Source organism: Pantoea sp. PNT03 (assembly GCF_014852515.1).
Classification (GTDB): domain Bacteria; phylum Pseudomonadota; class Gammaproteobacteria; order Enterobacterales; family Enterobacteriaceae; genus Pantoea; species Pantoea leporis.
Window position 1 is genome coordinate 1,003,126 of the sequence record NZ_JACVBT010000001.1, and the last position, 12,994, is coordinate 1,016,119.

The 12,994-nt window shown below is 53.7% G+C and carries 12 protein-coding genes; 5 read left to right on the top strand and 7 right to left on the bottom strand.

What is annotated here, in order from left to right; translation table 11 throughout:
• Positions 1 to 23: 23 nt before the first annotated feature.
• The 3 genes from IB226_RS04725 to IB226_RS04735 form a co-directional block, all read right to left on the bottom strand.
• Positions 24 to 764: a nitroreductase family protein gene (locus IB226_RS04725; protein WP_101764410.1), complete on the bottom strand. Its 741-nt coding sequence runs from the start codon at positions 762 to 764 to the stop codon at positions 24 to 26.
• 141 nt (positions 765 to 905) lie between these two features.
• The gene (locus IB226_RS04730; protein ID WP_110866144.1) at positions 906 to 1,670 is read right to left on the bottom strand and encodes a hypothetical protein; all 765 of its coding nucleotides are present in this window, start codon (positions 1,668 to 1,670) and stop codon (positions 906 to 908) included.
• Positions 1,671 to 1,812: 142 nt separating this feature from the next.
• Complete coding sequence (locus tag IB226_RS04735; protein ID WP_192233843.1) at positions 1,813 to 2,838, bottom strand: NADP-dependent oxidoreductase; 1,026 nt, start codon at positions 2,836 to 2,838, stop codon at positions 1,813 to 1,815.
• A 307-nt stretch (positions 2,839 to 3,145) separates the two neighbouring features.
• Here IB226_RS04735 and IB226_RS04740 point away from each other — a divergent pair, with 307 nt between their 5' ends.
• The 3 genes from IB226_RS04740 to IB226_RS04750 are packed head-to-tail and all read left to right on the top strand — an operon-like array spanning position 3,146 to position 6,947.
• Positions 3,146 to 4,498 (top strand): MFS transporter, encoded by a 1,353-nt coding sequence (locus IB226_RS04740; RefSeq protein ID WP_101764401.1) that lies wholly within the window; start codon positions 3,146 to 3,148, stop codon positions 4,496 to 4,498.
• Positions 4,476 to 5,819 (top strand): enolase C-terminal domain-like protein, encoded by a 1,344-nt coding sequence (locus tag IB226_RS04745; RefSeq protein WP_192233845.1) that lies wholly within the window; start codon positions 4,476 to 4,478, stop codon positions 5,817 to 5,819. Before IB226_RS04740 ends, IB226_RS04745 begins: the two co-directional genes overlap by 23 nt.
• Before the next feature lie 9 nt (positions 5,820 to 5,828).
• Positions 5,829 to 6,947 (top strand): beta-propeller fold lactonase family protein, encoded by a 1,119-nt coding sequence (locus IB226_RS04750; RefSeq protein ID WP_192233847.1) that lies wholly within the window; start codon positions 5,829 to 5,831, stop codon positions 6,945 to 6,947.
• Positions 6,948 to 7,103: 156 nt separating this feature from the next.
• On the opposite strand, the gene IB226_RS04755 is transcribed toward IB226_RS04750, so the two are convergent.
• On the bottom strand, positions 7,104 to 8,534 hold the full coding sequence (locus IB226_RS04755; protein ID WP_192233849.1) for a cytosine permease: 1,431 nt from the start codon (positions 8,532 to 8,534) through the stop codon (positions 7,104 to 7,106).
• A 279-nt stretch (positions 8,535 to 8,813) separates the two neighbouring features.
• Positions 8,814 to 9,095 (bottom strand): VF530 family DNA-binding protein, encoded by a 282-nt coding sequence (locus tag IB226_RS04760; protein WP_110866150.1) that lies wholly within the window; start codon positions 9,093 to 9,095, stop codon positions 8,814 to 8,816.
• A gap of 125 nt (positions 9,096 to 9,220) precedes the next feature.
• On the opposite strand from IB226_RS04760, the gene IB226_RS04765 reads away from it, so the two are divergent.
• On the top strand, positions 9,221 to 9,529 hold the full coding sequence (locus IB226_RS04765) for a hypothetical protein (protein WP_192233851.1): 309 nt from the start codon (positions 9,221 to 9,223) through the stop codon (positions 9,527 to 9,529).
• 343 nt (positions 9,530 to 9,872) lie between these two features.
• On the opposite strand, the gene IB226_RS04770 is transcribed toward IB226_RS04765, so the two are convergent.
• Together IB226_RS04770 and IB226_RS04775 are read right to left on the bottom strand one after the other, a co-directional pair.
• Positions 9,873 to 11,126, bottom strand: coding sequence for an enolase C-terminal domain-like protein (locus IB226_RS04770; protein WP_008104104.1), 1,254 nt, complete (start codon positions 11,124 to 11,126; stop codon positions 9,873 to 9,875).
• Between the two features lie 88 nt (positions 11,127 to 11,214).
• Positions 11,215 to 11,916, bottom strand: coding sequence for a FadR/GntR family transcriptional regulator (locus IB226_RS04775; RefSeq protein ID WP_110866446.1), 702 nt, complete (start codon positions 11,914 to 11,916; stop codon positions 11,215 to 11,217).
• 286 nt (positions 11,917 to 12,202) lie between these two features.
• On the opposite strand from IB226_RS04775, the gene IB226_RS04780 reads away from it, so the two are divergent.
• Positions 12,203 to 12,970 carry an SDR family oxidoreductase gene (locus IB226_RS04780; protein WP_192233853.1) on the top strand — a complete coding sequence of 256 codons (768 nt, stop codon included), beginning with the start codon at positions 12,203 to 12,205 and terminating at the stop codon, positions 12,968 to 12,970.
• The last annotated feature ends 24 nt before the right edge of the window (positions 12,971 to 12,994 follow it).

The window sequence follows — 12,994 nt, forward strand, 5'->3', positions numbered from 1 at the left end:
GCACAGCGCGCGGGGAAAAACCGTCACTTGTCGTTGCCAAACCCTTGCTTCTTTAGCGCGTCCAGCACGTGCGGGAAGTAAATCTTGTGATAATAACCGCTAACGCTTTCACTCCAGCTTTCGCCATCCTCACGTCCGGTATTTTTCCAGTGCTGCACCATCTCCTGATTGTAGGCAGCGATGTGTTGCTCCAGTCCATCACGTTGATAGCGCTCTTCATGGCGGAAGGTGGCCAGCGGCAGACGCGGCTTCTGATGCGCAGGCTGATCGACATGGCCAATCACCACGCCCGCCACCGGGAAAGTATATTCCGGCAAATCCAGTAAGCGGATTAACGCCTGCGCATCGCGACGAATACCGCCAATCGGCACAATGCCCAAACCTTCCGCACGCGCTGCCGCCATGATAGAACCCAACGCAATACCCACATCGGTTGAGCCCGACACAATGCTTTCGATGCTCTGCTGCGCGATCTGCTCGCGGTCGATAGCGTTCATCGCCAGACGCGATTTATGCATATCCAGCACCAGGGTAATAAATACCGGCGCTTTGGCAATCCACGGCTGACCGCCAGCAATCTGGGAGATTTGTGCGCGTCTTTCAGCATCGCGCGTCACCACCAAAGAGACCTGCTGCGAGTTCACCGAGGTTGGCGCGCGATACGCGGCCGAAATGATGCGATCCAGCACCGCATCCGCAACGGGAAGGTCGGTAAAACTGCGATCGCTTTTATGACTGGTGAAAATATCGATTAATGAACTCATGGATCCTCCTGATTGGGAGGCGAGAGCGTAGCAGAAGAGAGAGTGATGTGACTTAACCGTTGTTGCCGTGGCTAACTACTTCTTTTGAATAAGCAAAGTGCGGAATGGGATAAGCAATGAGACCGGTGCATAAAGCACCGGCTAAGCGACTCTGGCTTCAGCGACAGCCGGATGAACGCTGCGATCGGGTCCGCTCAGCATCACCGGTTTACCGGAACGTAATCCGCGCTGGAACTGGGTCATGCGTTCATGGCTGATCCCGGCACCGCACCACAGCAGGTGATGATCGTGGCGGCTTTCTGAACTGTACAGCATCGGTTGTGAGGTTTGATCCACCTCGACGCAGAATCCTTGTCCGGTAAGGCGAATGGCTTCCAGCCACACTTCCGTTTCATCGCCGGTGCTGACCACTTCCAGTAACAGTGGCATCTGCTGCTGACGGGCTGAAGCGCGTTTTACACAGTCGCTGTGATGAACGATCGCTTCATGAAAGCGCGTTAACCTGCGTGATGCCCCGCGACGCGTATCATCACGCAGCCAGCGGTTGAGCGGTTTCATCAGCACATTGACGAAATCGTCGCTGCTGTAATCGCCCGCCAGATTGCGCACAGTACGCGCTAGTTCTCGATCAGAGCCTAACTCCAGCTGCCGTAACAGATCGCCGCGGCGTGCCACCCAACCAGACGAAGAGTAATCGAGCCCGCAGTGACGGCCTTGATAGATTTGCCACAGCGTGGCGCCACCCGAGGTCAATGCCATCATGGCGAGCACTTCATCAACCTGATGTCGGCTCCAATCCTTATTGACGTGATTCTCAGAAATTAATCCACCGCGCAACCAGCGACGTAAATTGGCGCGGTTGGCACCGGTAATGGCGCAAACGGTTTCAGTTGAATAAAAGTTCATTACGAGCCCTCAGATAGAGGGTGAATGGCCGTGGGTGCTAATCCAGGATGAGTGACCATCCTGAACCTTATCTGTATGGATTACCAGTATCTTTACGTAACTCGTCATAACCAGGCGAAGATCCCTTTCGCCAGGTAAAGCCTTAACCGACTTTTACCACGGTTTTACCGAAGTTTTTGCCTTTCAGCATATTGAAAAACGCCTGCGGGGCATTTTCCAGCCCGTCGATCATGTGCTCGCGGTAGTGGATTTTTTGCTGCTCCACCAGCGGCGTCATCGCTTTGAGGAATTCAGGATAACGATCGCCGTAATCCTGGAAGATGATAAAGCCCTGCATGCGAATACGACGTTTAAGAATGCCGCCCATGATTTGCGGGGTGCGATCTGGGCCTGGCGGTAATTCGCGGCTGCTGTAACCAGAAACCAGGCCACACACCGGCACGCGCGCTGCGGTGTTCAGCAACGGGAATACGGCATCAAACACTTTGCCGCCAACGTTTTCGAAGTAGATATCAATGCCGTCCGGGCAGGCAGCCGCCAGTTGTTCCGCAAAGTCGTCACGATGGTGATCGATACAGGCGGAGAAACCGAGCTTCTCAATCGCATAGCGACACTTCTCTTCGCCCCCCGCAACGCCGACGACATGGCAGCCTTGGAGTTTCCCAAGCTGACCCACCGTTGCACCGACCGGGCCGGTAGCCGCCGCGACCACCAGGGTTTCACCCTGTTTTGGCTGGCCGATATCCATCAAGCCCATATAGGCCGTAAAGCCCGGCATACCGAGAATGCCCAGCGCCCAGGAAGGATGGGGCAGATCGCCCAATTTCGCCACGCCGTTTCCGTCCGAAACCGCATAGCTTTGCCAGCCGCTTTGCGCGAGGACCACATCGCCTTGCTGGAAATCCGCGTGTTTAGATTCCACCACTTCGCTCACCGTGCCGCCAACCATCGGTTGGTCGAGTTCAGCAGGTGCAGCATAAGATTTGCTGTCATCCATGCGCCCGCGCATATAGGGGTCAAGCGACAAATAAAGCGTGCGCAGCAGGATTTGGCCGTCCTTCACGTCAGGAATGGGCTGCTCTACCAGGCGGAAATTCTCTTTTACCGGTTCGCCATGCGGGCGTGAGGCTAATAGCCAAGCTTGATTACGTTGAGTAGATTGTGACATTTTTACCTCTATTAGCGTTTCCACGTGAGGCAAGTGTAGACGAGGAAAAGGCAAGTTTGAGGGTAAGGTCGCCATTAATGACGACCTTACGAAATATCTGTAGGGTGCGCATTTATGCGCACCTGGTAAAATGCCAGTGAGCCAGCGCACAAACCAAGCGTAAACTTTTCGACGCGAATTAATATAACACCATGAATTTTAACAAGCATAGGGCATTTGCCTAAGCGGTCTCGGGCAATGCCACATACACCTGGCCACACTCTGCTGCGTATACCTATAGCGATGCTTTTCTCCCTACAGGTGACGCATGACACAACAACAATACGTATTATCGCCCGATCATGACGCGCATATCGCCTCAGCTATCGGCAAGTTCTTCCGTCGCATCATACCGATGCTGGCGCTGATGTTAATTGTGAACCAGATTGACCGGGCTAACATTGGCTTCGTAAAAGCCGAACTGCAAACCGATGCGGGCATTAGTGCGGCCGCCTTCGGCTTAGGCGCGGGGCTGTTCTTTATCGGCTATGCGCTGTTTGAAGTGCCGAGCAACATGATGCTGAAGAAACTCGGCGCACGCGTGTGGCTGACGCGCATCATGATTACGTGGGGCATGGTGGTGGTGCTTACCGGTTTTGTGAGTACGCCGCTGCATTTCTATCTGCTGCGTTTCCTGCTCGGCGTGGCGGAAGCCGGCTTCTTCCCTGGCGTGCTGTTCTATTTTCGTCAATGGGTGCCGAATGCGTGGCGAGGGCGAGCTACCGCGATGGTGTTGAGCGCCACCGCCAGCGCTTTTCTGTTCTCCGGTCCGCTCACCGGTGCCATTCTGATGATGCATGATGTTGGCGGCATCGCGGGCTGGAAATGGGTGATGTTTATGGAAGGCGGCGGATCGATGGTGATCGGCTTGCTGGCCGCCTTTGTGCTGGTATCCAAACCGCAAGGCGCGAAATGGTTGAGCGATGCCGAGAAACAGGCACTGGCGCAGCAGCTAGCGCTGGAAGATGATGCGCGCGAAGAGCACGCGGTGAAACACGGCCGCTGGGGCTTGATCAGCGATCGCAGCCTTTTGTCTTACTGCCTGATCTTCTTCACCATGACCATGACCGGCTACACGTTAGTGTTCTGGCTGCCGCAAATCATTCAGCGTATTCAGGGCTTCAACAGCTTTGAAACCGGATTGCTGACCGCCGTGCCGTGGCTGTTCGCTATCGTCGCGCTGTTTCTGCTCGGCAAAGCCACCGACCGCTATCGCGATAAACTGGACAAAGGGCTCGGTATCGCCATGCTGATCGCCGCGTGCGGCACCTTTATGGCCACGCTGGGAACGCCATGGTTTGGCTTTGTGGCGATGATTGTGGCCTGCATCGGATCCAAAGTGAGCGCGGCGTTCTTCTGGCCGATGCCGCAAAGTGAATTACCCGCCTCGATTGCCGCGCCCGGCATTGCGCTGATCAACTCGATTGGCAACCTCGGTGGCTTCTTTGCGCCCACGGTATTCGGCTACCTCGAAATGCACACCGGCAGCACCACCGGCGGACTTTACGCGCTAACCAGCGTGTCCGTGGTTACCGGACTCTATTTGCTGCTGCGTCGCAAACCTGTTCCACCCGCTTTCGGTCACACGGAGAGAAACCATGTCAGACAGTCCAGTCATTAAATCGATGCGCATCGTGCCGGTTGCCGGCTACGACAGCATGTTATTGAACATTGGCGGCGCCCATAACTGCTACTTCACGCGCATCATCGTGATACTGACCGATTCCGCCGGACATACCGGCGTAGGCGAAACGCCGTGTCATGCATCCACCTTGCAGTTGCTGGAACAGTTTCGCCCGCTGATAGAAGGCAGTTCGCTGCTGCGTCTCAACGCGACGCTGAGCCAGTTATTCAGCAGCGAGGCACGTCAGCAACAAACCTCGCACACCAACGACATTCATATCCCGCAGATGAATCCGGAGAAGTTTTATAACGCCGCCGCCGCCATTGAAGCGGCGCTGCTGGACCTGCAAGGCAAGCTGTTTAACCTGCCGGTGGCGGATCTGCTTGCCAGCGGTAAACAGCGCGATCGCATTCCGGTGCTGGGCTATTTGTTCTACATCGCCGATCGCAAGCGCACCAATATGCACTATCGATCAGGGGAGCATGAGCAAGAAGGCTGGTTCCGTCTGCGTCATGAAGCGGCGATGGACAGCGATGCCGTGGTGCGACTGGCCGAAGCGGCAGTTGAGCAATATGGCTTCCGCGACTTCAAGCTCAAAGGCGGCGTGCAGGCAGGCGAAGTGGAAGTGGCAACGGTGGAAGCGCTACTGTCGCGCTTCCCTGAAGCACGCGTCACCGTCGATCCTAACGCCAGCTGGTCGCTGGATGAGGCGATTCGCTTTGGCAAGCAGCTGGCGGGAAAGGTGCCGTATCTGGAAGATCCTTGTGGCGCTGAACAAGGCTATTCCGGTCGGGAAACGCTGGCCGAGTTTCGCCGCGCCACCGGCGTGCCGGTCGCGACTAATATGATCGCCAACGACTGGCGCCAGCTGCATCATGCGCTGCAACTGAATGCCATTGATATTCCGCTCGCCGATCCGCACTTCTGGACGATGCGTAACGCCAACGTGGTGGCGCAGCTGTGCAACGAATGGGGGCTGACAACCGGCTGCCACTCCAATAACCATTTTGATATTTCGCTGGCGATGGTGGCGCACCTGGGTGCCGCCGCGCCTGGCGATCGTCAAACCGCCTTTGATACGCACTGGATTTGGCAGGATGGTCAGCAGCTTACATGTCAACCGCCGCAGATCCGCGATGGTTATCTGGAGCTACCGCCGGGGCCGGGATTGGGCATCGAGCTGGATATGGATCGCATCGAACAGGCGCATGCGCTATATAACGCGCTGCCGGATAAAAATCGCAACGATGCGCTGGGGATGCAGTTTTTGATCGATAACTGGCGCTATGACGCCAAACGTCCGTCATTGGTACGCTAAGGAAGCAGCATGAAGAACCTATTACGCGCGGCGACGCTTTTAGCATCGTTGGCCGCCAGCGCGCCGTTGCTGGCACAGACTTTTGTCTACGTTTCAGAAGCCGATGATGGCACCATCGCGCGCTACGCGCTGAATGAGCAAACCGGTGCATTGCAACTATTAGGACGCACTCAGGTCGGCGGCAAAGTGATGCCGATGGCGTTGAGCGCCGATCATAAACATCTGTACGCCGCGATTCGCAGTAAACCGCTGCAACTGGTGAGCTGGAACATCGACAGCAAAACGGGCGATCTCAGCCCGTTGAATAGCGTATCCGCTGCGGCCAGCTATCCCTACATCAGCACGGATCCGCAGGGTCGTTTTCTGCTAGGCGCTTCCTATGATGGCGATGTGGTGCACGTTTATCGACTCAATAGCGACGGCAAGCTGATTGCGCCGCCGGTCGGGAGTTACAAAACTGGACATGCCGCGCATTCAGTCATTGTCGATGCGAGCGGCGAGCAGGCTTATGTCGGCAATCTCGGCACCGATCGCGTGCTGCAATTGAAACTGAGCGCCGAGGGAGAGCTTTCGGGGTTAGGCAACGGCTATGTTAAAACGGCGACAGAAAACGGACCGCGCCATTCGGTGTTGTCGCCGGATAATCGCTATCTCTACAACATCGGTGAAATGGGCGGCATCATTACGCAGTTTCGTCGTGAAGCCAGCGGTGAGCTGGTGAAAGTAGCGGAGACGCCAAATGCGGTAGCGGAAAAATATCAACTGCAACACGGCAAAGAGCGACCGCCGGGCTACAGCGACACCACGCCGCGCATCTGGGCGGCCGATATTCGTCTGACGCCGGATGGCCGTTTTCTCTATGTCAGCGAGCGGACCAGCAGCACCATCAGCGGATACCGGATTAACAAAGCAGACGGCAAACTGACGCTGATTGATAGCTGGCAAGTCGAGAAACAGCCGCGCGGCATCGCGATCACCGCTGACGGACGTTGGTTGATTGCCAGCGGCGAAAAGAGTGCGGTGACCGGCAGCTATGCCATTGATCAAGAAAGCGGGGCGCTAAAGCGCGTTGGCGAAGCACCGGCCGGCGGTGACGCCAATTGGGTGACGGTGGTGAGTTACAAATAATCCCTAAGGATTGCCATTAATGGCGACCAGGTGCGCCTTACAGTTGCTTATATTTCTCGTTAGTTAAAGTGTAGCTGTGGGCTGGCTGAATGATAATGCGCTCAAAGTTGCAAGCACTTGTGAGCGCGATTCATTAATATGACATACGTGACAATGTCACTGATTGGGGTAAGCAGAGTGCGACAAGGTCCCTCGACGATCGACCTTTCTTGCGGCTAACCACAACAGTGCGGTGACAATCCAGCCAATAATCCACGACACATCATTACCGGCAAAAATCCAGGTTAACGAACCGTGATGCAGTGGATTATCAATGAACGGCAACTGTACCAGCACGCCGCAGAAGTAGACAATTATGCCCGCCCAGTTCCAGCGACCGTAACGTCCGTTGGGCTGGGAGAGTGCCGGTACATCGACTTTACCTTTGGTGATCAGGTAGAAATCGGTCAGGCTGATTGCGCTCCACGGCACAAAAAAGGCCAGTAAAAACAGCAGGAAATGGGTGAATGATTTCAGGAAAGCGGGTTCGCTAATCAGCGCAATCACACAAGAAATCGTCACCATCAACACCACAAACAGAATGCGGCCGCCACGACTTAATGCGGTTTTCTGACGGAAGCCAGAAACGATGGTGGTGAGTGACATAAAGCTGCCGTAAGCATTCAGCGTGGTGAAAGTGATTTTGCCGAAGCAGATCGCAAAATAGATCACCATCGCCATCGTAGCGCTGCTGCCTAAACTGACAATATAGCCAACCTCGTTGCCAGAGAAAGCCTTACCGGCAATCGCCGCGACAATTACACCCAACGTCATTGAAGCCTGCGTTCCTAAAACCGTGCCGAAGAAAACGCAGCTGAAAAGTTTTTTGGCTGAGACGTTAGCCGGTAAATAGCGCGAATAGTCAGAAACATACGGGCAAAATGCAATCTGCCATGACGACGACAACGAAACGGCAAGCAGGAAGTTAGCGACCGTGAAATGCTGGTTCTGCCACACCGCGGACAGATCATGGGTTGAGAGCAGCGTGATAAACAGGTAAACAAAGGCAAGCACGCCAATCACGCTGGCTACTTTACCGAGCTTGTGAATCACGCGATATCCCAGCACCGCGATGACGACGATAATCGCACTGAACAGGATCATGCCTGACGCATTGCTGGTATTAATCAGTTTGGCGAGCGCCTGTCCGGCCAACACCGTGCCGCTGGCAGAGAATCCGACATACATGATGCACACCAACACCAACGGAATCACCGCACCATATACGCCAAACTGCATGCGGCTGGTGATCATTTGCGGCAATCCGAGACGCGGTCCCTGAATGGCATGCAGTGACATAATCGCCGCGCCCACAACTTGCCCAACCAGCAAGCCGATGATCGACCACACCACATCGCCGCCCAACACCACGGCCAGCGCGCCGGTTACGATGGCGGTGATCTGCAAATTGCCACCAAACCACAAGGTGAATTGGCTGAAAGGATGTCCGTGGCGTTCGCTCGGAGGAATGTAATCAATGGATCGCGTTTCTGAGAGGCGCTTTTTCTCTGCGCCGGCGTAATCTGCTGCAGGTGATTCGGCTGACATAGTTTCCTCGCTGAAGCGGCTAAAGGTGGGAAATTATTGTTAGTGTGATGTGGCTTCTCTTGGTGGTACATGTATATACATGTAGCGATATTGTCATGCAGCATGGAAACTTACAATACGATCGGTCATTGGAAAATGTGATGACGCGGGCAAGGTTGGGAAGTTATGAAATGGAGAGAACGGAGGAGTTGATATGACGTCGCTACGTGAATTCTGCTAAAAGAGCAGGGTGGAAGTTGCCGAGAATTCACGTAGCGCTGCCGGTTTTGTCGCCAGAAATTACTGATCTTTGCCCATAGTCCAGGGATTTGGCGCGGAATCATCTGCCTTATCCGCAGCAAAATCATCCAGTGAATCCAGATACAGTGCTTCAACCTCAGCGCGTGCCCAGGGAGTGCGGCGTAAAAACTTCAGGCTCGATTTAACGCTTGGATCGCTTTTGAAGCAGTTGATATTAATGAGCTTACCCAGTTCGGCCCAGCCATAATGGGCGACCAGCGCATTAATTTGCATCTCAAGCGTGACGCCGTGCAAGGGATCTTTGGAGCGATGATCGTTCATAGGAAATCCTTAAAATGTTGACGGCAAAGGTTACAAGAAAGCCACGCGAGCGGCAATGGTGCGATCGTCATTGCCGGTAAATGCTGTACACTTGTTGCCAGAAAATCACTATTGGACGGTACGCTATGAACGACAAGAAAATGATTTCCATCGATCAATTCAATCTCAGTGAACGTGTTGCAGTAGAAGAAGCGTTTAAGGGATTGATGGAGAAGTATCGCCAGCGCACTGGCAAAGAGCCGGATGCAAAGAAAGAGAAAGAGTTCACGGCGGAAGCCCGGCAGCTGATTATGACGACGAAACTGGCCAAAGAGAAAGCGCTGGCTGAAAAGTCAAAGAAAACGCCAACGCGCAGGAAGAAACCTGAATCGTTGAAAGAGAGCGAAGTCAGTGATTTCAACTGGAAGGCGTCGGTGATTAAAGGGCGCAGATAACGGCAACGTGCGTTCAACAATCCGTCGCCGGGATGATCGCGGGTTACGGATTGTTGGTGACGGAGGTGAAAGAAGGCAGGTGATGAGCGGATAATGGTTGAAGTGCGCAATAAAATACTTCATTTAACATAATATACATTATGCGCCCTTTGGTTGTAGCGGCTAAATTCGGATATCCGCCTTGGACTATATTCATCAACGTCATCATTACGGAGAAAATTCATGAGCCATTTCACCTGCGGATGCCTTTGCGGAAACGTTCGATTCGAAGCAACCTCAGGACGTTTTGAAAACTAAATAAAAGAGGAACCAATCAGTGGTTCCTCTCGAATCATCAATACGTTTACGGACGTGCCGCCGTGCCATCTGGCAGACGCGCGTTAGTCCAGTCCGGAATACCACCTGACACCGGATATTTCGCCGCCTCTTTCAGATCGATATCCACGCCCAACCCCGGACGATCGCTGAGGTAGGCATAACCGCGATCAATCTCCGGACAGCCTGGGAACACTTCCTGCAGCGCCTCATTCACCGGCGTGTACTCCTGAATGCCAAGATTGGTGATGCTCAAATCAATATGCAGGTTTGCCGCCACACCAATCGGTGAGATATCGCCCGGACCATGCCACGCGGTGCGCACGCCAAACAGTTCCGCAAAAGTTGCCAGCTTCTTCGCCGGTGTAATGCCGCCAATGGTACTGACATGGCAGCGAATATAATCGATCAGCTGGTTTTGAATTAATGGCTTCCACTCGTTGATTTGCGTAAACAGCTCGCCCATGGCAATTGGCGTGCTGCTTTGGCTACGTAATTTACTCAGCCAGTCGATATTTTCTGGCGCAACCGGATCCTCGAGGAAAAATAGCTGATACGGTTCGAGTGATTTCGCCAACTGAATCGAAGCGATTGGCGTGATGCGCTCGTGCACATCGTGAATAAACTCAACGCCAAAACCGAGCTTGTTGCGCAGATGATCAAACAGGCGCGGTACGGCACGCGCATAAGCATCCGGATCGAAATAGATGCCGTGAGTAGGATTACGCGGTGACACCTTCGGCTGGATATTGCGCGCCTTGGCCAGCTTGCCGGCGATCAAACGCAAATCATCGGTACCCGCGCCGCCATACATGCCCATCTGACAGCGCACATATTGATAGCCCTCCTCCATGCGCGCGCGGATGTTGTCTTCAACTTCTATCTCATCGGCACCGTCGCAGTGGCGATAAAGCGGCACGCCATCACGACATTTGCCTCCAAGCAGTTCATACACCGGCAGGTCGGCAACTTTACCCTTCAGGTCCCACAGCGCCATATCCACACCGGAGAGCGCATTATTCATCACCGGACCGTTACGCCAGTAACCGCTGACCGCCGCCGATTGCCAGATGTCTTCGATACGCGCCGGATCTTTGCCGATCAAAAACGGCTTCATGTAGTTTTCAATCGCGGCGGCGACCGCGTAGATACGCTGAGTAAAGGTGGCGCAGCCCAAACCGTATAAACCGGGTTCGCTGGTTTCGATTTTTACCACCACCAAATCGATGCCGCCTGGCGCGGTAAGGATGGTTTTTACATCGGTAATTTTCAGGTTACTCATCATGATCCTCACAGTATCTGGATAACATGCTGTATGATGTCCTACATGTTATGTGTATTAAAAAGCCCTGTGCAGGGCTTTTGGTTATTCAGTTATGGCGTACATCCTCGATGGCGTGCACGTTATGTGTCATCGCGCTATTAAGCGTCTCGGCTGCCAGCGAGGCATCGCGGTTTTTCAACGCCATAAAGACTTTAATGTGGGCTTCAACGCTTTCCAGCGTAATGCCCAATACGCGGTTCAACTCTTCGAGGTAATGCACATAAATCCCCTTGAGGGATTCCATGACGTGGATGAACACTTTGTTGTGCGAGGCTTTCACAATCGCCAGATGGAAATCGTAGTCCGCCAGCGAGTACTTCTTGTAGTCATCTTTACTCACCAGCATGCGATTTAGGGCGCTTTCCAGCACTTTGACATCCTCATCGGTGGCGTTCTGCACTGCCAGCTCCATACATTTGAACTCGACGGTCTGACGGAAAACCCGCATATCATCAAACTCTTCCTGCGAAAGGTGCAGAATGGGCTGGTTATCGCTGAACGATCCGTAGCGCGCCACTTCGCGGGTAACATAGGTACCCTTCCCTTGATGCGTCACCACCACGCCAAGGTCTCGCAGCTTCTGCACGGCACTCCGCACGCTGACGCGGCTCACCTGAAAGGTTGCGGTCAATTCCGCTTCTGACGGCAACTTACAGCCCGGCTCCCACAGACCATCCTGAATGTTCTGCTTCATCTGCTCGTAGATGACATCAACCACATTATGTTTTTGGATACTTTCCAGCGCCACGGCTTTACTCACTTGTCCTACATGTCTAACGCTTTTTAACGCGTCACTGCTTGCAACACAAGCAGCAATTTTTCGCGCAGCAAAAGCGATACTGCAAAACCCCAAAATTTAACTATTACTTTCATTAGGTTAATCTTCAAAAGTAGATAATTACCTTCTGACGATGACATTAAAAAATTGTGAGATATCTTACAAATCTCTCGCCTGCCAATTGCTGCCTTTCTGCGCATAACGTAAAAGTAACTCATCCAACTTGTTAGTCATGTTACATGAAGGACGTTTTGTTATGCAGACCTTATTTAACCTCTCCGGGAAAACCGCCCTGATTACCGGCTCAACGCGCGGTTTGGGATTTGCTTATGCACAAGGCCTGGCGCAAGCCGGCGCAAAAGTGCTGCTGAATGGCACGCGTCAGGAGCACATGGATAAGGCGCTGGAGCAATTACAGCAACAAGGATTTGATGCCCGAGGCTTTCTGTTCAATGTGGCAGATGAAGCCGCGATTGAAGCGGTATTCCAGCAGCTTGATGAAGAGAACATTCACGTCGACATTGTGATCAACAACGCAGGCATTCAGTTCCGCAAACCGATGCTGGAACTGGCATTGAGCGACTGGCAGCGGGTGCTGGATGTCAATCTCACCAGCGCGTTCCTCGTCTCACGTGCTGCAGCCAAACGCATGGTGGAACGCCAGCGCGGTGGGAAAATTATCAATATCGGATCGCTGACCAGCGAAGCCGCGCGCCCTACCGTCGCGCCCTACACTGCGGCAAAAGGCGGCATCAAGCTGTTAACCAAATCGATGGCGGCTGAATGGGCGCCGTTCAATATCCAGACCAACGGCATTGGGCCGGGCTATATCCTAACGGATATGAACGAAGCGCTGGTCGAAAACGAAGAGTTCAACAAATGGGTCTGCAGCAGTAATCCTTCTGGTCGCTGGGGAAAACCCGACGAACTGGTTGGTACCGCCATCTATCTGGCGTCCTCTGCTTCCGATTACGTCAATGGCCAGATGATTTACGTGGATGGCGGCTGGCTCGCCACCTTATAACGGGCTGATTTAAACGACCTAAGC